Annotated in this window: 22 protein-coding genes and 1 pseudogene; 16 read left to right on the top strand and 7 right to left on the bottom strand. The window is 38.2% G+C overall.

What is annotated here, in order from left to right:
• The first annotated feature begins 254 nt into the window (after positions 1–254).
• The 4 genes and pseudogenes from B494_RS0105650 (at position 255) to B494_RS0105670 (ending at position 3,700) form a co-directional block, all read left to right on the top strand.
• Positions 255–1,904: a DUF2075 domain-containing protein gene (locus B494_RS0105650; protein ID WP_017471403.1), complete on the top strand. Its 1,650-nt coding sequence runs from the start codon at positions 255–257 to the stop codon at positions 1,902–1,904.
• Positions 1,897–2,237, top strand: a pseudogene (locus B494_RS19870) (nucleotide pyrophosphohydrolase). Before B494_RS0105650 ends, B494_RS19870 begins: the two are co-directional and overlap by 8 nt.
• An 18-nt stretch (positions 2,238–2,255) precedes the next feature.
• The gene (locus B494_RS0105660) at positions 2,256–2,966 is read left to right on the top strand and encodes an HAD family hydrolase (protein ID WP_017471405.1); all 711 of its coding nucleotides are present in this window, start codon (positions 2,256–2,258) and stop codon (positions 2,964–2,966) included.
• Positions 2,967–3,487: 521 nt separating this feature from the next.
• On the top strand, positions 3,488–3,700 hold the full coding sequence (locus B494_RS0105670) for a hypothetical protein (RefSeq protein ID WP_017471407.1): 213 nt from the start codon (positions 3,488–3,490) through the stop codon (positions 3,698–3,700).
• A 346-nt stretch (positions 3,701–4,046) separates the two neighbouring features.
• On the opposite strand, the gene B494_RS0105675 is transcribed toward B494_RS0105670, so the two are convergent.
• The 4 genes from B494_RS0105675 to B494_RS0105690 all read right to left on the bottom strand — a co-directional run bounded on the left by B494_RS0105675 (position 4,047) and on the right by B494_RS0105690 (position 8,898).
• Entirely contained in the window at positions 4,047–4,685 is a 639-nt protein-coding gene (locus tag B494_RS0105675; protein ID WP_017471408.1) for an HAD family hydrolase, read from the bottom strand.
• Positions 4,686–4,796: 111 nt separating this feature from the next.
• A complete protein-coding gene (locus B494_RS0105680; protein ID WP_017471409.1) occupies positions 4,797–6,482 on the bottom strand; it encodes an ABC transporter permease in 1,686 nt (561 codons plus the stop codon).
• Positions 6,483–6,519: 37 nt separating this feature from the next.
• Positions 6,520–7,548: an extracellular solute-binding protein gene (locus B494_RS0105685; protein ID WP_017471410.1), complete on the bottom strand. Its 1,029-nt coding sequence runs from the start codon at positions 7,546–7,548 to the stop codon at positions 6,520–6,522.
• A 294-nt stretch (positions 7,549–7,842) separates the two neighbouring features.
• Complete coding sequence (locus B494_RS0105690; RefSeq protein WP_017471411.1) at positions 7,843–8,898, bottom strand: ABC transporter ATP-binding protein; 1,056 nt, start codon at positions 8,896–8,898, stop codon at positions 7,843–7,845.
• A gap of 300 nt (positions 8,899–9,198) precedes the next feature.
• Between B494_RS0105690 and B494_RS0105695 the strand changes: the two genes are divergently transcribed.
• The 12 genes from B494_RS0105695 (at position 9,199) to B494_RS0105750 (ending at position 19,693) form a co-directional block, all read left to right on the top strand.
• Complete coding sequence (locus tag B494_RS0105695) at positions 9,199–10,851, top strand: AAA family ATPase (protein WP_017471412.1); 1,653 nt, start codon at positions 9,199–9,201, stop codon at positions 10,849–10,851.
• A gap of 23 nt (positions 10,852–10,874) precedes the next feature.
• Positions 10,875–11,333, top strand: coding sequence for a DUF1257 domain-containing protein (locus tag B494_RS0105700; protein ID WP_017471413.1), 459 nt, complete (start codon positions 10,875–10,877; stop codon positions 11,331–11,333).
• Complete coding sequence (locus B494_RS0105705) at positions 11,326–11,535, top strand: DUF2997 domain-containing protein (protein ID WP_017471414.1); 210 nt, start codon at positions 11,326–11,328, stop codon at positions 11,533–11,535. Before B494_RS0105700 ends, B494_RS0105705 begins: the two co-directional genes overlap by 8 nt.
• A 6-nt stretch (positions 11,536–11,541) precedes the next feature.
• The gene (locus B494_RS20120) at positions 11,542–12,285 is read left to right on the top strand and encodes a ComEA family DNA-binding protein (RefSeq protein ID WP_017471415.1); all 744 of its coding nucleotides are present in this window, start codon (positions 11,542–11,544) and stop codon (positions 12,283–12,285) included.
• Entirely contained in the window at positions 12,285–12,887 is a 603-nt protein-coding gene (locus B494_RS0105715) for a 4Fe-4S single cluster domain-containing protein (protein ID WP_017471416.1), read from the top strand. The genes B494_RS20120 and B494_RS0105715 overlap by 1 nt, the downstream gene beginning before the upstream one ends.
• A 462-nt stretch (positions 12,888–13,349) precedes the next feature.
• The gene (locus tag B494_RS0105720; protein WP_420884336.1) at positions 13,350–13,811 is read left to right on the top strand and encodes a PTS sugar transporter subunit IIA; all 462 of its coding nucleotides are present in this window, start codon (positions 13,350–13,352) and stop codon (positions 13,809–13,811) included.
• An 11-nt stretch (positions 13,812–13,822) separates the two neighbouring features.
• A complete protein-coding gene (locus B494_RS0105725) occupies positions 13,823–14,107 on the top strand; it encodes a PTS sugar transporter subunit IIB (RefSeq protein WP_017471418.1) in 285 nt (94 codons plus the stop codon).
• Positions 14,108–14,126: 19 nt separating this feature from the next.
• Positions 14,127–15,386: a PTS ascorbate transporter subunit IIC gene (locus tag B494_RS0105730; RefSeq protein ID WP_017471419.1), complete on the top strand. Its 1,260-nt coding sequence runs from the start codon at positions 14,127–14,129 to the stop codon at positions 15,384–15,386.
• A gap of 39 nt (positions 15,387–15,425) precedes the next feature.
• A complete protein-coding gene (gene dapA / locus B494_RS0105735) occupies positions 15,426–16,319 on the top strand; it encodes a 4-hydroxy-tetrahydrodipicolinate synthase (protein ID WP_017471420.1) in 894 nt (297 codons plus the stop codon).
• A 14-nt stretch (positions 16,320–16,333) separates the two neighbouring features.
• A complete protein-coding gene (locus B494_RS0105740) occupies positions 16,334–16,969 on the top strand; it encodes a beta/alpha barrel domain-containing protein (RefSeq protein ID WP_017471421.1) in 636 nt (211 codons plus the stop codon).
• A gap of 30 nt (positions 16,970–16,999) precedes the next feature.
• Complete coding sequence (locus B494_RS0105745) at positions 17,000–19,084, top strand: BglG family transcription antiterminator (protein WP_017471422.1); 2,085 nt, start codon at positions 17,000–17,002, stop codon at positions 19,082–19,084.
• Positions 19,085–19,099: 15 nt separating this feature from the next.
• Complete coding sequence (locus tag B494_RS0105750) at positions 19,100–19,693, top strand: KpsF/GutQ family sugar-phosphate isomerase (protein WP_017471423.1); 594 nt, start codon at positions 19,100–19,102, stop codon at positions 19,691–19,693.
• 194 nt (positions 19,694–19,887) lie between these two features.
• Here B494_RS0105750 and B494_RS0105755 read toward each other — a convergent pair whose 3' ends face one another.
• The 3 genes from B494_RS0105755 to B494_RS0105765 are packed head-to-tail and all read right to left on the bottom strand — an operon-like array spanning position 19,888 to position 23,173.
• Positions 19,888–20,679, bottom strand: a complete 792-nt coding sequence (locus B494_RS0105755) for an alpha/beta hydrolase (RefSeq protein WP_017471424.1) — start codon at positions 20,677–20,679, stop codon at positions 19,888–19,890.
• 52 nt (positions 20,680–20,731) lie between these two features.
• Entirely contained in the window at positions 20,732–22,201 is a 1,470-nt protein-coding gene (gene gtfA, locus B494_RS0105760; protein ID WP_017471425.1) for a sucrose phosphorylase, read from the bottom strand.
• A 15-nt stretch (positions 22,202–22,216) separates the two neighbouring features.
• Positions 22,217–23,173: a carbohydrate kinase family protein gene (locus tag B494_RS0105765; RefSeq protein ID WP_017471426.1), complete on the bottom strand. Its 957-nt coding sequence runs from the start codon at positions 23,171–23,173 to the stop codon at positions 22,217–22,219.
• Positions 23,174–23,322: the final 149 nt, after the last annotated feature.

Raw genomic sequence — 23,322 nt, forward strand, 5'->3', positions numbered from 1 at the left:
CGTCAAAAATAGAGAAGAAATCTTGATTTGATTAAATTGTGGATTATGTAGGTTACTCTCTCGCGATAAAGGTAAATATCACCTCTTTATCACTTATAACCGGAATACATTTAGAGAATTTCAGAAGATAACGTTTTAGAAAGAAGTGCTGCTATAGGCATATTTAAAACGATATAGCGTAAATTCCCCATTACTGTTCCCTCCAAAATTATGCTATGATAGTCTTGACAATACTTGGTTAGGAGCTTTCAATCATGTCAGACATCATTTTTAAAGAACAGCCATTTACGCAAGAAGCGATGGATAGGATTAAGGGCACATTTATTGATGATTATCCCGTTGTCTACATTATTTATAACAATGATCAAAAACCAATGGCTTATATTGGCCAAACCGTGCATGCGAAGCAACGGATTCAGCAGCACCTGAAGGATCAACAACGAAAAAAACTGAATGCTACGTTAATTATTGGCTATCAGAAATTCAACCAATCCGCTACCTATAATATTGAGACAAATCTGATTAACTATTTTATTGCTGACAGTAAGTATCAGCTGCAAAACATGAGTCAAACAACCAATAGCCAAGTACATAATTATTTCGATAAACACTATTACCACCGAGAAGTATTTAAAGAAATTTGGGCTGGACTCAAGAGCAGAAACATTGTTAAAGAGGATATAGACATTCTTGAAAACAAGGATGTTTTTAAACTATCGCCCTACAAGTCACTCTCAACCAGCCAGCTAAAGGTTAAAGAGGATATTCTCGACTATTGCACTAAGCAAATTCATAAAGACGGGCAGCATGTCTTTTTAATAAAAGGTGAGGCAGGTACAGGAAAAAGTGTTGTACTTAGCTCGTTATTTAATACATTACAAGATTATTCGAAAGACACAAGTTCGTCATTATATAAAACAAATAACTATCTATTAGTTAATCATGGAGAAATGATTAAAACCTATCAAAGCATTGCAAGTAGCTTGCCGAATCTCAAAAAGAACAACTTTTTAAAGCCGACATCTTTTATTAACAAAGTTGACAAAGGGACAATTAAAGCTGCAGATGTTGTCCTAGTTGATGAAGCACACCTGTTGCTGAGCAAGGAAGACACATATAACAATTTTAATTATCAAAATCATCTAGAAGAGATTATTAAACGCAGTAAAATTACTGTCATTATTTTCGATCCAAAGCAGTTTCTTAAAATTAAAAGCTATTGGAATGAAGCGACCATTAGGGATATGACGAAGCAGCATAAAACAACCGTTTATCACTTAACCGATCAATTCAGAATTCAGGCTAGTGAGGCTGTCCCCGCTTGGATTGATGCATTTGTGGAGAACCGGTTGTTACCGATTCCTAACGAGTTAGAGGGGTTCGAGTTAAAAGTGTTTGAAAGTAGCCAAGCTATTAAAGAAGCTATTTTTAAGCAAAATGAAGCACATGGCTTATCAAGACTTGTTTCTACTTTTGATTACTTGCACAAAAAAGACGGTAATAGCTATCTCGTTGATGAAGGTGGTATTCATTTGCCTTGGAACACGACCAGCACAAAAACGACTTGGGCAGAGGAAGCTTCAACAATTAGAGAGGTCGGTTCGATCTACACGGTACAGGGTTTTGATTTGAATTACGTTGGTGTGATTATAGGTCCATCGATAAGCTATGACCCACGCACAGATCAGCTTGTGATTGATACTCAGAAATATAAGGATACAGAAGCCTATCGCAAAAGACAAGACTTATCAGAACAGGAAAATGAGCAGCTAAAGGTTGAAATTATTTTAAATTCGCTTAATGTGTTAATGAAGCGTGGTATTCATGGTCTATACATTTACGCAACCGACGATAATCTAAGGGAAAGATTACTTGAACTTCAAGAGGAGGGCCAATATGTCTGACATCGATGCATTAATTGCAGAGGTAAATAGATTTAGAGAAGCACGAGATTGGCGGCAATTTCATAACCCAAAGGATCTTGCTCTTTCCTTATCACTAGAAGCAGCAGAATTACTGGAGAACTTTCAATGGAAAACGAGCGAGGAGGCCGTGGCGAGTAATTTATCTGGAATGAAGGATGAGCTTGCAGATGTTCTTATTTATGCACTTATGCTTTGTTCAGATCTAGAACTCGACTAGAAGCCATTATTAAAGCAAAACTGGAGAAAAATAATCAGAAGTATCCGATTGATAGAGCTAAAGGGAGAAAAGAAAAATATAGTGATCTATCTTGATTTGGAAAGGACACAGCCATGAAAACCATTATCTTTGATGTTGACGATACCTTGTACGATCAAGCACTATCATTTCACGAGACGTTTAAAAGTCTAATTGAATCGTCTTGGAGCTATAACGAGATAGATACTATCTACCGAACGAGTCGAAAATACAGTGAAATCCTTTTTGATCAGAGTGAAGCTGGAGAAATTTCAGTTTTAGAGTGGCAGATAGGGCGCATTGCCAAAGCGTTAGCCGATTATGGCATTCAGATTAATGATGAACAAGCACTTGCCTTTCATGAAAGCTACAAGCAGGCTCAAGCTAATATTCGCTTGTTTCCTGAGGTGGAGGAGCTGCTTAATCATCTTGCCCAACTAGACGTACAGCTCGCTGTCCTAACAAATGGCGAAGAATCACATCAACTAATGAAAATAAAACAACTTGAATTAACCAATTGGATTCCAGAAGAAAATATCTTTGTCTCAGGAACATATGGCATTGCAAAGCCCAAATCAGGTATTTTTAAGATGGTTGAAGAAAAACTAAATTGTGATCCCAAACAAACCGTATACGTCGGTGACTCGTTTGAGAAGGACATTGTTGGCGCAAAGCAAGTTGGGTGGAAAGCCGTGTGGATCAATCATAGAAAGCATGAACAAGCGCCTAATAGCACTATTAATCCTGATAAAGTTGTGTATAGTGCTGCTGAATTATTTAAGTTTTTTAGAGCTCGTATTAACTAGCATGTTTTATGGTTGTTATAGGACTATAATTATACCATTTTAAAAAGAGAAGGCTCAATTTACCCGATTAGTAACGTTCAAGGACAAAAGATAAAAACATCTCATCTTGATAACATTATGATTGTGCTGAAGCAACTAAAAAAGAAGGACACTAAAAATTATTTAGATGTCCTTCATACTATTAATCTATTAATAAATAGAGTAATTAAAACTCATTTCAACGTATTTCCGGAAGTAATTAGTGGATCCTGATGAACCACCTATTGAAAAACCTGCCGCAGACCAACCAGCATTGAAGCTCTGGGTCGTTGCAATTTGAATGGTTGCATCTCCAAGGACTCTAATTCCGATTGAAGGGAAGGTGCCGCTAGTTGAAATTGTATCAGCAGTAGCAGATTCTATTGTATGGCTACCTGATCCACATAATCAAGATATCGTTTTACGCGTTTTTAATAATAAACGTATTAAATGAACATTCATTTTATGGTATATTGAAATTATATATAGGAGGTATATATCTAATGTTTGAAATTTCAACAGAAAACTGGAATGGTTTAGTTAATAGTGTTGCAGATTTAGCTGATAAAACCCAACGACAATTAGTGGATGTAAATAGTTACTTAAGTGAATTAAATCGCACATTAATCTACACGAATATTATCTTAACGGTTATTGCTTTGACATTTATAGCCTCATTAATTATTAAAGTGACTAAATATAAAAGAGATAAATAGCAACGTATTAATGCACGTTTAAATATATAGTTATAAAAAAATTATCTTTTCACTATTTTCTGCTTATCTCGCATAAATGCAGCATAAATTGATTTTAACCCTGTAGTATCTAAGTCAATATTATTTTCATAGGCATATTTAATAGAGTGTCCTAATCCTAACGTCATACTTCCAGCAAGACTAGCGCCCGCTATGGTGTCCGCACCCGGAATAAGTTTAGCTACGATGTTACCCGTTAAAGTCGCAATCGTTAATTCCTGCGCGCGATCCTTTGTGATTGGCTTTTCGTATAATGTGGCTAAGCGTTACCAATTAGCCGGACTTGAATGCCTACAGTAGAATGATATCAGCAACCAATAAAATAATTAATAAACTCAGAAACACGATTAAATGAGATATGTGGCTCTATCGAAAATGCAGAGGTTTGATAATCCGGTAACCATTGAACACCCACTGTAAGAACATTTGCTTGAATGCCTGCGTACATATCTGCATCACTATCCCCAATAAACATTGCTTCTTTATGTTGTAATTGTAATATAGATAACGCCTTATTTATCCCTTCTGGATTTGGTTTCGGTTCAATGACATCATCACCTGTTATAATAACATCAAAGATATTTTCCATTTGAAGTGCTTCTAAAGAAATATCCAAACTCCTTTTTGCTTTTCCAGTCACTATTCCTAATTTAAAACCTCTTTCTTTTAAAAGCTTTATTAAATTAACAATGTCATTATTAGGCTCGACTAACGCATGATGATGTTCTGCATATTTTTCATAATACCATTCAATTGCCTGCTCTTTATTAGCATTTAATAGGTTTTCTTTTATAATGCCTGTTTCAGACGGACCAAACATCGCCTTAACGGCTTCAGGAGAAAGGTCTTTATTATCAAATTTTTGAAAAACATTTTGAAAAGCATAAAAACAAAGGGGTAAAGTATTCGCTAACGTTCCATCAAAATCAAAAATAATTGCTTTCATAACAGACGCTCCCTTAAAATTTGTCTTCCTCTTTCTCCCAACATTATCAAAATTATATTCAAAACTGGGGGCATTCTCGATAAAACGAACCTTTAATAATTAAACATCTATCTAATATTTTTTTAACAAATACCTTAGCGGAATAATGGATATTAGTATAATAATTAAAGCCGCCGGCGCCGCTAAATAGTAAAACGATTCATTGGCTTCTACATAGACTCTGACCGCTAACGTATCAAAACCTGGGGGGCGTAGCATAAGTGTTGCCGGCAGCTCTTTGATCGAACTCACAAAGACAAGCGCTCCACCTGCCAATACCCCTGGCAAAATCGAGGGTAGAATCACTTTAATCATAACTTTCCAAGGGGGGTGTCCTAAACTTCGTGCCGCTTCATCAATACGAGGTGATACAAGGCTTAACGATGCTTCTCCGGCTTGCATTGCCTGTGGTAAAAAACGGATAACCAGGGCAATAGCCACCATATAAAACGTATTATATAAAGCAGGCAGATGGTTATTAAAGACAAAGATCATCCCTAAAGCAACAATAACACCCGGTAGCGCATAGCCTGCGTAACTTAACTTATCTATTGAGCTTGATATGACAGATGGGTATCTTGATTTCAAATAAATAATTGGCATAGAAAGTACCATACACAGTAAAGAAGCAAATAAAGATACGCGCAAACTGTTCCAAGCAAATCCAAAGAAGCGTGCATCTAGTGCACCCCTACCTATTCCAATAGCAGACCAGTAAACAAGCACAATTATCGGTAATACCACCGAAACAAAGAAAATAACACAAACATAAATAAGTGCTGGTATTTTCCACTTACCAAGTGATAAAATATCAGGTTCTTTAAAAGTATTGGCTGTTTGGTAATACTTACTCTTCCTCCTTGTTTTCACCTCTACCCATAGAATAACAATCGTTAGCAACATAAGGACTAAGCTTAAGATAGAGGCCGAAGCCGTGTCAAAACTTGCTCGTTGAAAATAAATAGCTGCTGTAAATGTAACATAGCGCATCATTGCAATGACACCAAAGTCAGATAAGACATATAAAGCGATGAGGATAGCTCCCGCACCAATTGCCGGTCGCAAAAAAGGTAAGTTAACCTTCCAAAAGATTTGTCTCGTATTCATCCCCTGCGAGCGAGCAATTTCTTCAAAGTTACGATTCATCTTGCGCAGCGAAGCACTTGCTATTAAGAATACATAAGGATATGTAAACATGGTTAATACAAAAAACACACCCCAAAAAGAATAGATATCTATCGGATACTCGCCAAACATATTTACTAACCAGGATACCTCTCGCCAAGCATTTTGCACCCAACCACTTGGTCCAAGGACAATAATATATGTCATCGCTCCTACATAGGGTGGAATAACTAATGGGAGTGCCAACAGCCACTGCCATATTTTCCGACCAGGTATATCCGTACGCACAACAATCCAAGATAATGTGACACCAATCAAGACAGCACACAAAGTAACCGCAACGGTTAGCGAGAACGTATTCAATAAAAGTTGTGGAATCCGATCATCTAGTAGACGCCTCCAGCGATCAACACCCGCGAATAATGATTGCCAGATAACATAAATGATTGGTATAGACATTATGAGTCCAGTTAACAAGCCAAGTAAAAACAATACTTTACCGGGCGGGTTTCCATGCCAACTGTCCATCCACTTTCTCCTTAAGAAACGGAGAACGGCTAGAGAAGTATCTTCTCCAGCCTTGGCATTGTTATCATTATTTAATTGGTGATAATTTTGATCGTCTTCACTCATATATACTCTCTCCTAAGCCGCAAAACCAAAATCGAAGTTACCTCAATTCAAGGTCTAAACCAGATTGTTCAATAAGTTCTTTCGTATCTTCAAAGTATTTCCCGAGATCTTTTAACGGCATTTGTTGAACTTTTAAATCTGCAAATCTAACTGCATGTTCATATGGAGGCTCTAAATCAGCATTGATAGGGATTTCTAAAGACTCTCCAACAAATTCTAATTGATTTTCTGGTAAAAGTAACCACTCAATAAATGCTTTGGCATCCTCTTCATTCGGCGCACCGTTTACAAGGCCCACACCTGCAGCATTAGCAATAACGCCCATATCCCCTTCTCCTTGATCAGGATAAATGAAACCAACGTTATTATTGTTCGGTTCTTCTAACTGTTGGTGATAGTAGTAGTTGTTTACTAAACCAAATGGATGCTCACCTGCACCAACGGCCTGCCGAATGTCACCATGACCACTGTAGATGCCACCTGCATTATCTTTAATGGCTTCGACCCACTCAGCTGTTCTTTCATCTCCCCACTCATTACGCAAAGCAGAGACATTACCAATCATACCGCCATTGCCACCGCGAGTAATAGCAAATTGCCCCTCAAATTCTGCATCCATTAATGCTTCCATCGTTTTTGGCATTTCCTCTTCAGTGATCATATCTTTATTGTAAATGAAACCACGGGATCTTGCTGATATAGCAATCCAAGAATTGTCATCTGCACGATATGGCGCATCGATGGTTTCAACACCTTCTCCATCAAAGCTTGCTAATAAGTCTTCCATACGTAAATATTCTAATGCACCAATATCATTTGAAATAAAAATATCAGCTTGCACATTACCCGTTTCTTCTTTTAATTGGAGTGCATCTGCTTCATGTAAAGTTCTAACCGTTATCCCTGTTTCTTCAGAAAATTTATCAAGTAACGGTTGTACAAATCTTTCGTTACGGCTTGAGTAAACGACAAGCTCGTCTTCATCCCCTTGACCACATGCAGTTACTAAGATTACTAACAACATTAACGATGCTATAAACATCAAAGATTTAATTGATTTCTTCATGGCTATGTTTCCCCTCATTAAATATATTTTACTGATCGACAATGACATTCATTCTCATTTAAAAACTGTGCTTAGTTTATCTTGAATGATAATCGTTGTCAATAAGGTTTTGGTCTTTTCGTTTCTAACCCCTTACATGCTTAAAGTTAAGGAAATGACACTTCTCTATGTGAATTTCGATTGAAATCGATTCATTTTATTTTTGAAAAAAGCGCGGCTTTCTTCATATGATTACACCTTTTATATTGATAAGGTGCGAAGAAAGCCATGCACTTATAAGATAATTATTTAATTTTAATTAACTAGGGCAACCAATTCAGGCGTTATATTAAATGTAACAGCACGACCGATTTCAATCTCTTGTTCAACCGGTGCATAGATAACCATTGGTTGATTAGAATGATCACCTGATTGTAATCGAACATGAAGTTCTTGGTATTCACCACTGTATGTAGCGCGTTCAACTATACCAGAGTAACGGCCATATTCCGCAAGGCGACAACCTTCTGGGCGAATAGACACGACAACATTTTCCAGTTCTTTATTTGTTTGTTGAGGTACACAAACGCGACCAAAATGCGTCTCAACGTGCTTCAAGTCTGGACATAACCTTCCAGATACTAAGTTGGTTTTCCCAACAAATTGAGCAACAAAACAATTAACAGGGCAACGATAAATCTCTTTAGGCGATGCAATTTGTTGAATAATTCCTTCATTCATGACGACAACACGATCAGATACTGAAAACGCGTCTTTCTGATCATGGGTCACAATAATTGCAGTTGCGTTAGCTTTTCTAAGGATATTCGTGACATCCAAACGCATCTTTTCTCTTAGTCCTGCATCTAAATTGCTAAACGGCTCATCCATTAAGATAACTTTGGGATTGGGTGCTAATGCACGCGCTAATGCAACCCGTTGCTGCTGACCTCCAGATAGTTCATTCGGTAAACGGGTACCAAAACCAACTAAACCAACTAACTCAAGGACTTCACGAACACGTTTTTTCTTATCTCGAAGTTTCCATTTATTTAAGCCAAACATTATATTTTTTTCAATTGTTAAAAATGGAAATAGGGCATAATCTTGAAACACCATGCCTATTCCCCTTTTTTCAGAGGGTAAAGAGCGACGATCATCACAAACGATTTCGTCACCAATTCGAATGCTGCCACCTGTAGGCTTTTCAAACCCTGCTAACATTCTGAGTGTTGTTGTTTTACCACAACCACTCGGTCCTAATAAAGTTATAATTTCACCCTCTGATATTTCAAGGGTTAATTGATCGACTGCAGGTGTAGCTGCTCGATTATAATACTTCGTTACGTGATCCAATTGAATATAACTCATAATTAAGCAATCCCCTTTGTTTTTTCATCGATTGAATGAGAATGAGATTCACTATCAAATTTTAGCATAGGCAAGCCTTTAGTGCAATAACGTACTCCAGAGTTTTACCGTGTACCGTGATACAGAAGAACTCATTTAAGCGCACACTAACAATGACGCGCTCCGCTAAACTAAGCGATCGAATATTCTGAGAGTATCTTTCTTTGAACGATTTTTCAATTTATTGTAGCCACCTATTATACAGACTATGCTAAAATAAATTTAATTAATAAATTGTGAAGATAAGGGAGCGGTCATTATATGCGTAAAGAAACATTCACTGAGAAGCTTGCAAATTATTTAAGAGCTCGATTTTCGTTTCTTTCTATATCAACATGGGAAGAAGATCGTGTCATACGTGACATTCAGAACATTTGTTCCAATGCTCAGTTAATTAAAACCGTACGTAAAGTATACACGTGGACAGTTACAGAAGGATTAACAGATGAAGACCACCTAACAATTAATAATACCACTCAACCGTTGCGTGCATTAGAACAAATTGAACGTGTGGAAGAGCCCTCAGTATTCATTCTAAAAGATTTCCATATTTATCTGGGAGGAGAAAATAGACAACCTGATTATACCATTATTCGCCGAATACGAGACTTGGTTTCTGTTATTGAGAATAGTCCCTTTCATAAAAATGTTATTTTTATATCACCAAGCTTTCCAATTCCTATGGAGTTACAGAAGGACATTATGATCGTTGATTATGGACTCCCAACCTATATTGAAATTAAAAAAGTGCTCCACCAAATGATTCAAATGAACAAAGGAAATGATAGGATCACAGTTGACTTGGATCAAGCTGATGAAGAAAAGTTAGTTAAAGCTGCCCTTGGACTAACCATGCAGGAAGCCGAAAATGCCTTTGCCTTATCTATGGTTACTGATGGGAGATTGGATATCAACAGTGTAGATCACGTTTTAGAAGAAAAGCAGCAGATCATTCAAAAGAATGGTTTGTTAGAATATATCCCCCACGAACCTAGCATGAAGGATGTTGGTGGACTCGAAAACATCAAACGCTGGCTTTCGCGCAGGAACAATTCTTGGATGGAGTCAGCATCTGAGTATGGACTACCTGCTCCAAAGGGGATCTTACTAACTGGGATACCTGGGTGTGGGAAAAGTCTAATTGCAAAAGCTGTCAGTTCATTATGGAAACTCCCTTTACTGAAGCTAGATATAGGGAAAATTTATTCTGGTCTAGTCGGAAGTAGTGAGGAGAACATGCGAGAAGCTATTCATACAGCAGAAGCAATTTCCCCCTCTATTTTATGGATTGATGAACTTGAAAAAGGCCTTGGAGGGGCGAATGGATCGGGTGATAGCGGAACCTCGTCTCGTATTTTCGGTACGTTACTTACTTGGATGCAAGAAAAAACAAATCCTGTTTTCGTTGTTGCGACAGCAAATAATATTCAGTCCCTGCCCCCCGAATTGCTTCGAAAGGGCCGATTTGATGAAATATTTTTTGTTGATTTACCTACTAAAAGAGAGAGAGAGGCTATCTTTAAAATTCATCTCACTAAACGGCTTACTTCAGAGAAAGTTAGCGGTGATTTAACAGCTGATGATGCTCTATTCTCCCATTTTTCTTCTTTATCTGAAGGCTTTATTGGCGCAGAGATTGAGCAAGCTATTATTTCTGGTTTATTTGAAGCATACGCTGAACAACGACATTTAAGAGTGGCGGATATTGAAAAAGCTATTGAGCAAACTGTACCGCTCTCCATCACTCAAGCAGAACAGATTCGTTCTTTAAGAGAATGGGCGAATGTTAGAGCAGTTGCTGCAACACCAAAAGATGATCGTGCAGATTATGGTAGTGATGCAGAAGAAAAGCAACTTCCAAGCCCTTCAAATGATATCCATACCTCTCGAGGTGGTCGAACACTTGATTTTTAATTTTCAAAAAGGAGAATCCATCAATGAGTTTATCACTTGTATTAGTTCCAATAGTTATCGGCATCAGCTCTGGCATTAAACTCGCTATGTCAGAAAAAGTAGAAGATGGTGCTTTTTATAAACTTCAAACAAATATGAAAGACAACGCGCTACTAGCAGAAACACTTCGAAACTATGGTTGCCAGGTCACCATGGATGAAGAACAGCTACAATCGTCTCTTGGAGATACACAACTTGGTTTTCAATTAGAAGAAGATGGTACATTTAGTGCGGTATTCTCAGCTGAAGTGGTCACCAAAGATGCTAAAGAATTGATGACTGATCTTCAAGAAGAATATAGCAGATTGGTCCAAAAACAGACCTATGAAAAATTATTACAGCGCGCTTCAAAAAAAGGACTTCTACTTGAATCTGAGAATACTAATCAAGAAGATACTATTGTCTTAACCTTTCAAGTAAAGGAGCAACGCAACTATGAGTAAAAAAATCCAGATTGAGATTACAGCAAATGGAGAGGTCAGAGCAAAAACACTAGGAATTAAAGGAGAAGCGTGCTTAAATTACGTAGAACTTATTGAAGAACTCGTCGATGCAGAGACCATTGACTCTGCCTTTACAGAAGAATATCAAGAAACAGCTATTCACAGCTATTCACAGCAACAGCATCACTTGAAAAAGGAGTAGATAAACATGAAAAATGCCATTACACCAATGGGAGTCAAATGGGAGTTATTAAAGTCCTTATGGATACTTTGGTTAGTCGTTCCCTTTGGTTTCACCAGTTATATTAGCTTTTTTTATATTAGTATGCGCGTAAAAAAACGCTCATGGTTTATAGCAGGCCTTATATATTCTTTTATTTTCATCCAATTTGTATTAGTTGATGAATTTAATCTGACCGATGGCTTTATTGGTGGCATATCCACAATGCTCTTGTTCGTAGGCTGGATCGCCGCATGGGTACATGCACTTAATGCAAGAAAACAATATTTACCGATGCTCCTGGAGAAAATTCAGTTAGACGCAAGAAGTATTCCTCAACCACAGGATGCGTTTGAAATGTCTCCTCCGGTAGTCTCTGCAACAGCAGTAGCACCATTAGATACTGAATTAACCAATGAAAACCTAACCGATCATCAAAGGCAACCTGAGACATTTGAGAAAAAAGTAAATATGAACATAGCGACCATTGAGGAAATAGCTTCAGTTCCTTCGATCGGAAACATTCTAGCTAGTCAAATTGTTGAAGTTCGCAAGCAGGAAGGGCCTTTTCATGACTTTGCGGATTTTGTAGAATTGGTGGCTATTAAACCGCATATTTTAGCTAAAGCAAAACCTTTTATGACTTTTGCAATTGACGATTTCGATAAGGGGAACGATAAACAACAACATAGTCAATCCAAACATTCTGCCGGAAGGGTTGTTGATTATTAATGCACTTACAGCTTCATCGATTTTTACCTTCAAGCTTAGCAGAAGGGCCTGGAAAACGAGCCTCGATTTGGGTTCAAGGATGTCCGATCCATTGTAAAGGGTGCGGCGTTCCTTGGACCTGGAACCCAAAGCTAGGGACTGCCTCAGATGTAGATACGCTATGGGAGCAAATCTTAAAAAGTAAAGAAGTGAATGACATTGAAGGCATTACCTTTTTAGGTGGAGAACCTTTTGAACAGGCTGAACCACTGGCTGTTCTAGCGGAGCGTGCACAAAACATCGATCTTAGCATTATGACTTTTAGTGGCTACTATTACGAAGAGCTTAAAACATTAAATAAACCCGGCTGGAAAGCACTTCTTGCACATACCGATATTTTTCTAGACGGTCCTTTCGAGTTAGACAAACCAGATCCTATCCGACCATGGATAGGATCAACCAACCAAGGTATTCATTTCTTAACAAACCGATACACGCATTTAAAAGATGAGCTAGAGAAGATCCCTGACAGGTTAGAAATTTATATAAAAAAAGATGGCACAATTGAAGCCAATGGAATGGTTCCATCGGAATCTTGGAAACAACTATTTAATGGCATATAAAACAAACCCCTTCAATCAGTGGGATTTCTGTTCGCGCCCACTGATTGTTAGTTGAGTGAAGCTATGCTCAACATCATTCATTCCTCAGCTACTTAGTTAGCTTTTTTGGAAATGTTGAAATGACTGCAAGTCGTTGTATAATGCTTGCTTTTCTTATTGACCGTCATCCCCTCACATTTCTACGACTACAAACTGACTCTATCATTCAACTCACCTTAAATGATTTTAAGCAATCTAAATAACAACAATTACTGACAGTAATTCCTCACTTCTTTTTGCTTCAGTATTATTCCCTATCACTTGATACTGCGAAATGTATAGCATTCCTTACTACCACCAAAGAATGGGTTCACTTTTTGTTGTAACCGCCCACAAAATTCAAACCTAACATAGATTGAAAGCGTTATCTATAGTGTTTATGATTAAGTTGTAAGTGATCTAGCAACAGAGAATGAGAGGAGGATGAGCGTGCTAAGTAGCATGATAGACAAAGCATTCATTCAACTAAACGTCAAAGCAACCGATTGGCAGGATGCAATTAAAGTATCTGCACAGCCTTTGTTAAAGGCAGGGAAAATTGCAGAGTCCTACATTGAAAAAATGATTGATATCGCACTTGAGACAGGTCCATATATCGTGATTGCGAAAAATGTCGCATTACCTCATGCCCCACCAGATGCCGGGGTTTATCAAACAGCGATGAGTATCACTGTTCTAGAGCATGATGTCCATTTTGGTAACCCGGATAACGATCCAGTTAAATATTTATTCTGTCTCAGTGCTACGGATAGCAATAGTCATTTAGAAGCACTTGCCGAACTAGTTGATTTGCTTGAAGATCAGAATTTTTTCCAGTTGTTGAACCAAGCTCGTAATCGCACTGAAGTGCTCGATTACGTGATTAACAAAACCAAAAATAGATAGGAGAGTCTTATATGTACAAAGCTTTAGTTGCCTGCCGAGCAGGTGTCGGTTCCAGTCTTATGCTAAAAATAAAAACCCAACAGGTTATAAAAGAAGAAAGCTTTCCAATCGAATTAGAGCATGCCTCCCTTGATGCCGTATCAAGCTTTAATGGCGAACTCTTGATCACACTAGTGGATGTCGCTAATGAACTTAAAGCAAGTGGCATTAAAAAAGACATCATCGGGATAACCAGCATTACCAATAAAGCAGAAATTAAAGAAAAACTAGCCGCTTACATCGAAAAAAACACTTAATGAGAAGGAGAGAATTGAATTGGATTTTATTGTTAGCTTATTAAGTAATCCAAGTATACTTTTAGGGATATTTGCATTTATTGGATTAATCGCCCAAGAAAAAAATGGTTCTGAAGTGCTCTCAGGTACGTTTAAAACCATTATTGGCTTTCTGATCTTTAGTGTCGGTGCAAGTACAATTACCGGTACACTGCAAAACTTTAACACCCTATTTCAAGACGGCTTTAACATACCTGGTGTGATCGCATCTCCAGAAGCAGCGACAGCACTTGCGCAAACACAGTATGGCTTCGTCGTTTCAAGCACGTTAATTCTTGGGTTTTTAATGAATCTCGTATTTGCGAAATTCACACCACTTAAGAATATTCTTTTCCACGGTGGACACATCTTGTTCTTTGCTTGTGTGTTAGCCTTGATCTTAAAATCGTATGGCTTTCAGGATATGACAGCGATTATCATTGGTGGAACAATTTTGGGGTTTGCATCAGCCGCCTTACCAAAGCTTTGTCAGCCATTTATGCGTAAGATCACAGGTGGGGACGATATTGCCATTGGGCACTTTAATATGATTGGTTATGCCTTTTCAGGGCTAATCGGCAAAACTTTTGCTAAACATGCCGATAAGACAACGGAAGATATTAAGTTTCCAAAATGGTTATCCTTCTTTAGAGATTTTTTAATGGGCATCTCCGTCATCATGTTAATACTATTTTATATTGCAACTTTCGCTGCGGGTCGTGCGGTTACGAGTGAACTGGCAGGAAATGTACATTGGCTTGTCTTTCCACTTATCCAAGCCTTCACCTTCGCTGCAGGTATGTCCATCTTAATGTCTGGGGTAAGAATGTTTTTAGCTGAGATCACGGCAGCCTTTGTCTCTATTTCGGAGCGATTCATTCCAAATTCGAAGCCTGCATTAGATGTCCCGACGATTTTCCCATTTGCACCTACCGCTGTTTTAGTCGGCTTTTTGACTTCTTATAGTGCTGGCTTAATCGCCATCGCTGTAATGGTAGCGGTTGGCTTTCCGGTGATTATTATTCCTGCTGCGCACATCTGCTTTTTCTCTGGTGGTACAGCTGGCGTATTTGGTAATTCAACTGGAGGTTGGCGTGGCGCAATAGCAGGTTCATTTATTATGGGGTTATTACTTGCCTTTTTACCCGTATTACTTTACCCATTATTTGCAGATATGGGCGTTGCCGGGTCAACCTTCCCAAACGTCGACTATAACATTTTCGGCATACTGTTAGATTGGATACTCGGTCTGTTCCTTTAAAACAAGGGACTACTATTATTAAAAAGGCGGTTTTAGACGATGAATTGCACTGGTATTATTACAGCAATGGTCACACCTCTTGATCAAGAAGAGCAAATTGACCATGACAAAACGAAACAATTAATTGATCATCTTATTAATAAACAAGTCCATGGTTTATTCATTTTAGGGACAAACGGGGAGGGACATGCTCTAAATAGAGATACAAAATGCACATTTACTAAGCTAGTTATGACACATGTTAATAGCAGAGTTCCCGTATATGTAGGTGTGGGTGAGAATTCAACGAAGGAAACGGTCATCATGGCAAAACAAGCAGAACAGCTTGGCGCAGATGCCCTATCAGTCATTACGCCCTACTTTATGCCACCAACGCAAACGGAACTTATTCATCATTACACAACAGTAGCACAAGCGGTGCAAATTCCGATTGTCCTTTATAATATGCCGAGTAAAACAGGGGTTAACATTGAGCCTGAAACAGTCAAGGTCCTTACTGAGATCAATAACATCATTGCCATCAAGGATAGTAGTGGCGATCTCGATAACATGGGAAAATATTTAGAAGCTACCAAAAAATGTACCGACTTTCATGTCCTATCAGGCTCAGACGCAAACATATTGAAGCTACTCCAAATGGGCGGGGCTGGGGCGGTTTCTGCTACGTCCAACCTACTAACTGACGCTGTTTTGAATATCTTTCAATATTGGCATAAAGCTGACTTGGAAAAAGCCTCTCATTATCAAGCGTCTATTGAACCCTTGCGTACCTTGTTAAAGCGAGGTACGGTTCCCAGTGTACTAAAAGCGACACTGAATGCATCAGGTTTACCAGTTGGTCAGACGTGCAAGCCCGTGCTGATGCCGAACGATGCCGTGCTAAATGCTATTGAAAACATGCTTGAATATTACCGAGACCATGCGATACTGTAAAGGAGGAATTGAAATTGAACCGTGCTGAAGTGGTTACCAAGATTAATCAAACGGGTATTATGGCAATTGTCAGAGTTCGTACTCACGCACGTGCTAAAGAGATCGCCCAAGCGTGCTTAGATGGTGGTGTGAACATTCTAGAGATCAGTTATACACACGCAAATGCTGGTGATATTATCGCTTATTTAAAAGAGGAATTCAATCATAGTCCATTAATTATTGGCGCAGGAACTGTGCTTGATAGTGAGACGGCTCGACACGCCATCCTGTCAGGCGCACAATTTGTTATTGCACCTAACTTCAAAAAAGAGGTGGCGTTGCTGTGCAATCGCTATCAGATCCCGTATGCACCTGGGTGCACCTCTACGAGTGAGATGGTTGAAGCACTTGAGTATGGGGCATCACATATTAAAGTTTTTCCAATTGCCGAGTATTTCGGGCCATCATTTATTAAAACCATTAAAACCCCGCTCCCATATGCACCTTTGCTCTCGTCGGGTGGTGTCACACTTGAAAACTGTCACACGTGGTTTGAAACAGGGGTTGAATGCTTAGGTGTCGGGTCACTATTAACAAAGGGTAGCTATGATGATATTTTAACGCATGCCCGCACGTTAATCGAAAAGCGTGATCTGGCGCGATCATTATAACGAAGCTTAGCGCACTGGAGGTGAAGGCGATTGTTAGATGAACGATCCATGCAAATCATTAAAATTTTATTAGCATCAACTTATGTGTTGAAACAAGAATTAATGCAAAAGTGTAAATTGACAAAGCGACAGCTTGAATACAGTATGGATAAAATTAATGATTGGGTAAAAAGTCAACACCTTCAGCCGATTCGCTTTAACGGTGATCAAGTCAGCGTCGACTCTGAAACCTATGCATTTCTTTTGAAAATGTTAAATACCAAGAAGAAAACCGTGATTGCGAACTACTTTCTTAGCAATCAAGAGCGGGTTGACTTTTTATATTTAATGATTTTCTCCCATTCTGGCTATCTATCTGTCGAGCATTTTATCTCTGGACTTCAGGTGAGTAAGTCGACTGTCTTTAAAGACATAAATGCTTTAAAAGCCTTGTTAACCGACTACGGAATAGCGCTTGAATATAACAGAAAGTCGGGCTACTATTTATCAGGTGAGGAAAAAACCATTCGTCACTACATGCTTTGCATTGTTTTGCGCTATTTTTCTGAAGAAACGAACAGACGATTTTTAGACTTTTTCATTGAGAGCAATCACATGATAAGTTTTCCTGAGATGCTGGAGGCTATCGTAGAGCTGTCAAAAAGCGTACAGCTCACTTTTGTAGAAAATCGAATGATTGAATTTACTTACATTTATATTTTTTTACGCGAGCGATTAAAGGATGACTCCACATTCATTCCGATAGCATTAGCAAACTATCACGAAATCAAAGATACACCAGAATACACGTTTGCTAAGCAGCTCTTAAAGCATTCTGATATTGAAAAAGAGGAAGCCGTCCTCTATATTTGTTCCTGTCTACTCGGGTTCTCCACTGGTGTTAAGGAAGCCCATAGTAAGAAACAACTTGAAATTTTACAGCTTGTTGAGCGAATGCTTGATCGCTTTGAAGCCTTATCAGGTATTGTGGTGGAAAATCATCAATTTGTCTGTTCACAAATTTATATACACTTTCAGCCGACTTATTATCGCTTGTTGTTTAATCTACCGGTGATTAATCCATTGAAGGAAGAAATCAGGAGGAAATATAATAGTCTGTTTTTGCTTGTCAAAGCTTCACTCAAGACGATCAGTGACCATTTAAATATGCCTATTCCAGATGATGAAATTGCGTTTCTAACATTGCATTTCGCTTCAATCATTGATAATTTCGAACAAAAATATCATCGTAAAAAAACGGCCATTATTATTTGTCCAAATGGAATTGGCAGCTCAATGCTACTGTATTCACAACTAAAGGCAATTTTTCCAGAGATTTTTTTCTTAGAGCCGATCGACTATTTAAAGCTTGATGATGTGTTGGATCAAGTTGATGTTATCTTTACCACCTCTACTGAGGGACACTACTTCAATGTGAAAAAGCCATTTTTCTTTGTTAGTCCAATCATGACGGATATTGATGCCATGCGCTTAAAACAGGAAGTATACTATAAATTACATCAAATAGCCTATCATTATCCGAATTATACACATGTATTTAATATTATTAAAAGATACGTGCCTGAAGCAGATTTAGAAGCAGCTGAAGATGAGCTAAAGCAGTCATTTATTGAGACACCTATTGTTGACAAACCAAGCAAAGAAAAATTGACACTGACTGACCTCATTCAACCCGACTACTTGCAGCTTGATGTCTTAGCTAAAAACAAGTGGGAGGCTGTTGAAAAGGCAGCGCAACCCCTTCTGCAATCAGGAACAATTACGGAAGCTTATATCGGAAAAATGATGGAATCCTTAGCGTTAGACAGTTCCTACCTGGTCATCGCACCAAATATCGCCATGCCCCATGCTAAATCGGAATACGGTGTCAATAAGCCCTGTATGAGCTTAACGGTATTGGCGGAACCAGTGATCTTTGGCAATGAAAAGAATGATCCCGTCAACTATATTTTTTGCCTAGCTGCTAAAGACAAGGAATCTCACTTAACCGCCATGTCGTCATTTGTGCAACTCATTTCCTCTGAAGAATTTATTAGCACCTTAGCAACCGCACACTCGACAGAAGAGGTTTTACAATATATTAAAAATTTCGAAGCAACGCTTGAGCTCTATTAAAAAGGGGGACCAAAAATGGACATTATTGAGGAAGCACGACGCGTTTTAGATATTGAATCACAAGCGGTAAGGACACTAGCAAGTCAACTCAACCATACCTTTATCAAAGTCGTAGAGGTGCTCGCCCAAACAAAAGGTAAAGTGATTGTTACCGGAATAGGCAAATCCGGTCATGTGGGGAAGAAAATAGCCGCATCTTTATCCAGCATGGGTACGCCTGCATTTTTTGTCCACGCATCAGAGGGTGTACACGGTGATTTAGGCATGGTTGAATCACAAGATATCGTTATCTTAATTTCAAATAGTGGCGAAACAAAAGAAGTACTCGCATTACTACCCTCATTGAAGCGGATTGGGGCGAAACGAATTGCTTTTACTTCCAAGCAAGCATCAGCTTTAGCTGTCAGCTGTGATTACCTCCTGCTTTATCAGTATGAACAGGAAGCCGATCACCTTAACCTCGCACCGACAACCAGTGCAACACTTGCGTTAGCACTAGGTGATGCGCTGGCGGCAACCTTATCAAAGCTAAAGGAATTTAAGCATGCAGACTTTCACCTCTATCACCCTGGTGGTAGTCTCGGTGAACAATTGAAAGAAATGAAGTAACAGATCATGTGAAAGAAGACCACTAAAACAATGCAAGTGGTCTTCTTGGCGCTGTTCGCTTATGACAAGATTACTTTATTCACTAGCGAATCAACAGCTCTCCTGTTAGTTAATTCATCTTTACTTGTCCTTGCATCAGCTGAATCGCCAAAGTAACATTTCTAATACAAGATGATACGAGGAGTCGCCTTCACCTATTGAAGCGCCCACGCCAGCGCCTTTTCAATGTAGGTATTCCAAAATGTCCAACTATGTTCACCAGGTGCTTCAACATAGGTAAAATCACTATTTTCACTATTTAGAAAATCACGCAATTTATGGTTGACATCTAAGAGAAAATCTTCACTTCCACATGCCATATAAATGTGTGGGATCGTTTTATTTTCTTTCTTTAATTGAGAGAATAACGCCTCAGGGTCTTTATCGCTACCTTTAAGTTTCGTAAGATCACCGAAGACTCTTGTGAAGTATTGATAATCAGCGACACCATCAGCATAATCAGGGCTAGCATTTTGTATATTATATGTGATCAGGGCTGAGGAAAGCGCAATAATTTTCCCGAAATTTTCTGGATATTTTAATCCATTTCGAATCGCACCATAGCCGCCCATTGATAAACCACCAATAAAGGTATCTTCCTTTTGATCAGAGATCGGAAACATACCTCTCGTGTATTCAACTAATTCCGCTCCGATGTATTCGCCATACAAATTCTTTTTATCGGTATCGTCGATATAGAAGTGATTTTCACCCGAAGGCATAAATATAGCAATCTGGTACCTCTCCGACAGTTCTCTGACATTTGCATAAGTTAACCAATCTGTGAAGCTACCAGAATAACCATGTAAAAGATATAGAGACTTCATTGCATGATGGTCGTTCACTTTCTGCCCAGCTTCTTTTCTCATATCCTTTGGAATAAGTGCATTAAAGGTAACTTCTCTTTGCATAGCATCTGAAAAATAACTTACTTGTAGTAAAGCCATGTTTAAAACACTCCTTATTCATTTAAGTTAATAACATCAATAGCACCAGCGATCACACAATTAATGTCACGTTCTGATTGTTTTCATCAATGTAATTTATTTGCGTTTTATATGTCTTAAGATCAATTAGTAACGTACAGAAGCTATCCCCTTGTTCCCAAGAAAGCTGAACCCAATCGTTTTCGACATCCATCATGCTAAATGTCCCATTAAATGCGGGATATTCATTTCTAAACCTTATTAGTTTCAATAACCGTTGCACAACTTCTTTCTCTAATGCTTGTTCTATGTCTACCGTGGTAAAATTATGCCTATTAATCTCTCGCCCTTCACCAGTTTGCGCTACTTTCTCAGTGTCATTTTCTTCGGCCAATAATGTCACATAATAAACTTGAGGAATACCTGGCACAAAAAATTGAATAGCTCGTGCAGCTAAATATGCGTCATCATCGCTATTCAATAACGAGTAGTACGACCCTCTAATTTGATGGACATCAAAACCATCATCAGCTTTATGCTCATCTGATAAAATATAACTTAAATTCGCGCCTTTAGCTAAACAGTGATCGACTAACGTCTTTGCCTCTTTGGTATCAATCAAGTCATCCATGTCAGGCTTAACGGGGACACCATCATGACAATCTAACATCGTAAATTGATTAGCTGGACGATCTTTCAAATAATCGTACAGTCCTTCACTATTGCGGTTAATTAAAGTATCAAGTACCGTGTAAGGTAATATAAAATCGTAAATCCAAAAGCCGTGTTTAGCCAGTTTATACTGAATTGAATAATGCGCATGTACTTCAGGCAATAAAGCAATATCTAATGAATCTGCTAATTGTTTTATCCAATCTAAAAATGTATAGATTTCTGGTTCAACAAAAAAGCCACTTGTGCCTATTTTTTTAATAATATAGCCGATCGCATCTAATCTTACTATCTTGACATTATGCTTACTAAAATTTTCAAAGAATGTTTTTATCAAGCTTTTAAATATCTCAGAATGCACATCCAAATCAATTTGTTCAGATGGTGTTTCGCGACCAAATGTGGTCCAAACCTTAACATCCTCACCAGTCGATTTAATTTGAAATGTGGAATAAGGTACTTTCCTTCTAAGGAACATTTTATCAATGTCTTCTTTTCTCGGCTGACCATCTTCCCATAACTTATCTAAAGTAATAAATAAATTGGCGTAGTCTGATTGATCACCTTTTTCCAAGAAATCTTGAAAGTAGGCTGATTTTTGTGATATATGATTAACCATTAGATCAAGTAAAACATCGAAGTTCTTTCCAATTTCCTTTATATCTTTCCACCCACCGAATGTTTTATCAATCTCCAAATAGGTCAGAGGTGCAAAACCTCTATCACCTGAAGAAGGATATGGGGGTAAAATATGGACACCGCCTTTAAAAATATCCGAGAAATAGGTTGTTAACAACTGATTTAATGTTGGCAAATCCCCTCCAAATGAATCTGGATAAGTAATTAATTGCACTTGATTTTTTAATGCCATTCCAAGTCCCTCCTTTTATAATTTATAGATTTCTTTAATAGCTTCTAGTTTAGGCAAGTCAACCACTCCACCAACAGCCTTTAATTTATATGCACTAACAGCATGCCCAAATTCTAGCGCTTCTTTTAATAAATAACCTTTGATTAAAGCAGCATAGAAACCCGACCAAAAAGCATCTCCTGCACCTGTTGCATCCACGACATTTGAAGCATAACTACTAAACTTAACCGTCTCTCTTCCGTTTGAGACAAGTGCACCCTCTTTCCCTAAAGTCATAATGACCAATTTCGCCCCTAAATCTAGAAATTTTCTAACTTGATTTTCATGTTTATCCTGACCAAACAGTCGCTCCGCATCATCCTCCGACGGTTTAATAATATCAACATGTTGGATAATCGATTTTACATATGCCGGACCATCTTCTTGCCTAGAGAACAGCTTAGGGTGATAATTCGGATCAAAACAAATCAAGAGACCGTTTTGCTTTGCAACTTTTATACATTTTTCGATGGTATGACGTGCTGGGTTTCTTGAAATCGGCCAACTGGAGAAGTGCAATATTTTTGAATCCTGGATTAACCTAGCCAATTGTTCACTATAGTCTAAATAGTAATCTGCCCCTCTGTAAAAGATAGGTACGGGCGTATCTTTGCTTTTGGTTATTAGCACCATACTTGTTGCGTGATTTACCTGTTGGATAAATGAAGGATCTAATTGTACTTCGGTTAAATAATTAATTAAAAAATCGCCAAGCCCGTCTTTCCCAACAGCCGCTACCGCAGTTGAATTAATGCCTAGTCTTCTCGTATTTATCGCAATATTAGATGGTGACCCACCAAAAAACCTACTGTATTGATTACTCTCAAAATTATCACCGTAGTCTGTAGAAATCATATCAACTAATAATTCACCAATCGCTAATACATCATTTTTTTTATTAGTAAAGTTAATTTTATCTTCAAAATTTAACATTTTTTCTCCTTATCATGCACTCAAATTATATTTAATTTTGCTAAAGGTGCTTAGTGTACCCTGCTTAATAACAATCTGAAAAATTAAGTTTATTTATCCTTAATCAACTACACGTGTATGTCTTTAACAGGTGTCTTTTTATGCCTATG

The organism is Amphibacillus jilinensis Y1 (assembly GCF_000306965.1).
Classification (GTDB): domain Bacteria; phylum Bacillota; class Bacilli; order Bacillales; family Amphibacillaceae; genus Amphibacillus_C; species Amphibacillus_C jilinensis.

Excerpts from the sequence above, each read along its gene's own strand:
- B494_RS0105660 (WP_017471405.1), top strand. The coding sequence starts at position 2,256 with ATGAAAACCATTATCTTTGATGTTGACGATACCTTGTACGATCAAGCA.
- B494_RS0105715 (WP_017471416.1), top strand. The coding sequence starts at position 12,285 with ATGCACTTACAGCTTCATCGATTTTTACCTTCAAGCTTAGCAGAAGGG.
- B494_RS0105750 (WP_017471423.1), top strand. The coding sequence starts at position 19,100 with ATGGACATTATTGAGGAAGCACGACGCGTTTTAGATATTGAATCACAA.
- B494_RS0105685 (WP_017471410.1), bottom strand. The coding sequence starts at position 7,548 with ATGAAGAAATCAATTAAATCTTTGATGTTTATAGCATCGTTAATGTTG.
- B494_RS0105680 (WP_017471409.1), bottom strand. The coding sequence starts at position 6,482 with ATGAGTGAAGACGATCAAAATTATCACCAATTAAATAATGATAACAAT.
- B494_RS0105650 (WP_017471403.1), top strand. The coding sequence starts at position 255 with ATGTCAGACATCATTTTTAAAGAACAGCCATTTACGCAAGAAGCGATG.
- B494_RS0105670 (WP_017471407.1), top strand. The coding sequence starts at position 3,488 with ATGTTTGAAATTTCAACAGAAAACTGGAATGGTTTAGTTAATAGTGTT.
- B494_RS0105755 (WP_017471424.1), bottom strand. The coding sequence starts at position 20,679 with ATGGCTTTACTACAAGTAAGTTATTTTTCAGATGCTATGCAAAGAGAA.
- B494_RS0105690 (WP_017471411.1), bottom strand. The coding sequence starts at position 8,898 with ATGAGTTATATTCAATTGGATCACGTAACGAAGTATTATAATCGAGCA.
- B494_RS0105765 (WP_017471426.1), bottom strand. The coding sequence starts at position 23,173 with ATGTTAAATTTTGAAGATAAAATTAACTTTACTAATAAAAAAAATGAT.
- B494_RS20120 (WP_017471415.1), top strand. The coding sequence starts at position 11,542 with ATGAAAAATGCCATTACACCAATGGGAGTCAAATGGGAGTTATTAAAG.
- B494_RS0105725 (WP_017471418.1), top strand. The coding sequence starts at position 13,823 with ATGTACAAAGCTTTAGTTGCCTGCCGAGCAGGTGTCGGTTCCAGTCTT.
- B494_RS0105675 (WP_017471408.1), bottom strand. The coding sequence starts at position 4,685 with ATGAAAGCAATTATTTTTGATTTTGATGGAACGTTAGCGAATACTTTA.
- B494_RS0105705 (WP_017471414.1), top strand. The coding sequence starts at position 11,326 with ATGAGTAAAAAAATCCAGATTGAGATTACAGCAAATGGAGAGGTCAGA.
- B494_RS0105700 (WP_017471413.1), top strand. The coding sequence starts at position 10,875 with ATGAGTTTATCACTTGTATTAGTTCCAATAGTTATCGGCATCAGCTCT.
- B494_RS0105695 (WP_017471412.1), top strand. The coding sequence starts at position 9,199 with ATGCGTAAAGAAACATTCACTGAGAAGCTTGCAAATTATTTAAGAGCT.
- gtfA (WP_017471425.1), bottom strand. The coding sequence starts at position 22,201 with ATGGCATTAAAAAATCAAGTGCAATTAATTACTTATCCAGATTCATTT.
- dapA (WP_017471420.1), top strand. The coding sequence starts at position 15,426 with ATGAATTGCACTGGTATTATTACAGCAATGGTCACACCTCTTGATCAA.
- B494_RS0105720 (WP_420884336.1), top strand. The coding sequence starts at position 13,350 with ATGAGCGTGCTAAGTAGCATGATAGACAAAGCATTCATTCAACTAAAC.